Source organism: Pontibacter rugosus, from assembly GCF_042678745.1.
Classification (GTDB): Bacteria; Bacteroidota; Bacteroidia; order Cytophagales; family Hymenobacteraceae; genus Pontibacter; species Pontibacter rugosus.
The window spans coordinates 1-510 of the sequence record NZ_JBHTLD010000586.1 but is presented as its reverse complement, the minus strand read 5'-3'; the positions used below and the strand labels follow the sequence as shown (position 1 = coordinate 510).

Here is a 510-nt window from a genome sequence, read left to right as displayed (position 1 = left end):
GTCGGGATCGACGGCGAACAGTCCGAGGTAGGCAGAGTCGGTCCGTCGGGTGAGGGCGACGCACGACGCCACCGCGCGAGCCGACGAGCACCACGGTCGCCGGGTCCGCGAGCATGGCGGAGACTTCGGCGTCGTCGGTCCGGTCACCGGGCTGGAAGGCGCGGTCGCCGACCCATCCCGCGGCCTCGGGCTGCGGCGAGTACGCACGGTTCACGAGGGACACCAGCACCGAGGATTGGCGTGGCTCCACGGCGGAGAAGGTCATCGGTTCGTGCATCGGAATCTTTGGTCAACGGCCTGGACTGACGACTGAGGATCGGCAGCAGGCTCACTTCAACGATCCGCAAGCCATTGGTGCGGCTGTGCTCCGACTCTGTCGGAGTCGCAGCAACGTGGCGTAGAGGCCGATCACGTCACTTTGTGCCCCATCTCGCGCGACCTGATCCGATCCGCAAGAATCCTTGTCCCGGTAAATACACGTCTGATCGGGAGTTTCGTACCCGTGACCCT

General features: G+C 65.5%; 1 protein-coding gene. It reads right to left on the bottom strand.

From position 1 onward, the window contains the following. A partial coding sequence (locus ACFQ2O_RS22605; protein WP_377533325.1) for a hypothetical protein occupies positions 1 to 277 on the bottom strand: 277 nt, incomplete at its 3' end. Between the last annotated feature and the right edge of the window lie 233 nt (positions 278 to 510).